This is a genomic window from Mesorhizobium sp. M7A.F.Ca.ET.027.03.2.1 (assembly GCF_003999175.1).
Classification (GTDB): Bacteria; Pseudomonadota; Alphaproteobacteria; order Rhizobiales; family Rhizobiaceae; genus Mesorhizobium.
The window spans coordinates 1-2365 of the sequence record NZ_RZOM01000970.1 but is presented as its reverse complement, the minus strand read 5'-3'; the positions used below and the strand labels follow the sequence as shown (position 1 = coordinate 2365).

Genomic DNA, 2365 nt, shown 5'->3' with positions numbered 1-2365 from the left:
CACCAGTGCCGGCGCCTACCAGGCCGACATCGTCGTCGACGCCGCTGGCGCCTGGGTCGATGTCGTCGCCGGGCTGGCCGGTCTCTCCGGTCTCGGCTTCCGGCCGAAGCGCCGCACCGCCTTCCTGTTCGATCCACCCGCCGGCACGGACATCAGCGCCTGGCCGCTGGTGGTCGATTTGCATGAACAATTCTACTTCAAGCCCGATGCCGGCAGAATGATCGGCTCGCTGGCCGACGAGACCGATTCCGAACCCTGCGACGCCTATCCGGAAGACATCGACGTCGCCATCGCCGTCGACCGCATCGAACAGGCGACGTCGCTGCGCATCGGCCGTCCGTCGACGCCGTGGGCTGGCCTGCGCACCTTTTCGCCCGACCGCACGCCGGTCATCGGTTTCGACCCTCGCCTGCCCGGCTTCTTCTGGCTCGGCGGCCAGGGCGGCTACGGTTTCCAGGTGTCGCTGACGCTGGCGAGGCTGGGTTCGGCGCTGCTGCGCGGCCAACCGCTGCCGGACGATCTCACGGTACGCGGTATCACCTCCGCCGCGCTTGCGCCCGACCGTTTCATCACCCCGGCGGCGACGCCATGAACTTCACCGGCCTGCCCTTCCCTCAACCCGTAAAGTGTCATCAGGAGCGTTTGCGATGAAATCCGTTCTGCGCGCAGTCCTTACCTCGTCCTTGCTGGCCTCGTCCGTCCTTCTTGGCGGACAGGCCTACGCCAAAACCCTGGTCTATTGCTCGGAAGCCAATCCCGAAACCTTCAACCCGGCGATCGGCACGGCGGACTCCACCATGGATGCCGCCGCCAAGACGATCTTCAACCGGCTGGTCGAGTTCAAGCCTGGCACGACCGAGGTCGGGCCGGCGCTGGCCGAAAGCTGGGACGTCTCAGCCGACGGCAAGATCTACACATTCCACCTACGCCACGGCGTGAAATTCCAGTCGAACGACCACTTTACACCGTCGCGCGAGTTCAATGCCGACGACGTGCTGTACACCTTCAACCGCCAGCGCGACGCCAGCAATCCCTACCACAAGCTCGGCGGCGGCGCTTACGAGTACTTCAACGCACTGGGCATGGGCACGCTGATCGACAAGATCGACAAGGTCGACGACCACACCGTGCGCTTCACGCTGACGGCTGCCAACGTCACCTTCCTGCCCGGCATTGCGCTCGACTATCTCTCTATCCTGTCGTTGGAGCAGACCGAAAAGATGGTCGCCGCCGGCACGCCGGAACTGATCGATAGCGAGCCCGTCGGCACCGGCCCGTTCGTGCTGCAGGCCTATGTCCCCGACAGCCAGATCCGCTACGCCGCCAACAAGGATTATTGGCGCGGCCCGCCGAAGATCGACACTCTGGTCTTCGCCGTCACCCCCGAACCGACCACGCGCGTCGAGCGCCTCAAGGCCAATGAGTGCCAGGTCGCCGCCCCGCCCCCGCCAAGCGCCGTCGCCGATTTGCGCACCGATCCCGACATCACCGTGCTCGACCTCAAGGGTCAGAACATCGGCATCCTCGGCTTCAATGTCGAACACCAGCCGCTCGGCGATGTGCGCGTGCGCATGGCGCTGGCCAAGGCCGTCGACCGCAAGGCGATCGTCGACGCCGTCTATGCCGGCGCCGGCACGGTCGCCGGGAGCGTCGTGCCGCCGGCGCAGATCGGCGCCGTCACCGACGCCGGCATCGACTATGACCCGGATGGCGCGAAGGCGCTGCTGAAGGAAGCCGGCCACGAAAGCGACCTGAAAATCAGCCTTTGGGCGATGCCGGTATCGCGGCCCTACAATCCCAATGCCAAGCGCATGGCCGAGATGATCCAGGCCGACTGGGCGAAAGTCGGCGTCAAGGCCGAGATCGTCAGCTTTGAATGGGGCGAATATCTCAAGCGCACCGCGGCGGGCGAACAGGACGCCTATCTGCTCGGCGGCAGCAGCGACAATGGCGACCCCGACAACATGCTGAGCTACCTGCTGTCCTGCGACGGCGTGAAGGGCGGCTCCAACCGCTCGCGCTGGTGCGATCCGGCCTTCGAGAAGCTGCTGCAGGACGGTCGCGTCGCCGCCGATCCGAAACAGCGCGCCGACATCTACGCCAGGGCGCAAGCGATCCTGAAGGTCGAGGTGCCGGTGGCGCCGATCGCCCATTCGGTGGTGGCGATCCCGATCCGCAAGAGCGTGCTCAACTACGTGCTCGACCCCTTCGGCCGGCAGAACTTTGCCGCCGTCGATATGGCGGAGTGAAGCTTGGCGACCCTGCCCTCGGGCTCGGCCCGGGGACGCACCGACACCTATGAAACCAGCAATTTGGCGGCGAAAACAGAATCCATGCGTGAAGACCTGAACGCCCTCCTCAAGAC

At 65.5% G+C, this 2365-nt stretch carries 2 protein-coding genes; both read left to right on the top strand.

Annotated features, from left to right (window positions below; translation table 11 throughout):
* Positions 1-592: FAD-binding oxidoreductase (locus EN750_RS29770; protein WP_145968036.1), on the top strand; the 592-nt coding region annotated here is incomplete at its 5' end.
* Positions 593-647: 55 nt separating this feature from the next.
* A complete protein-coding gene (locus tag EN750_RS29765) occupies positions 648-2249 on the top strand; it encodes an ABC transporter substrate-binding protein (protein ID WP_127398878.1) in 1602 nt (533 codons plus the stop codon).
* Positions 2250-2365: the final 116 nt, after the last annotated feature.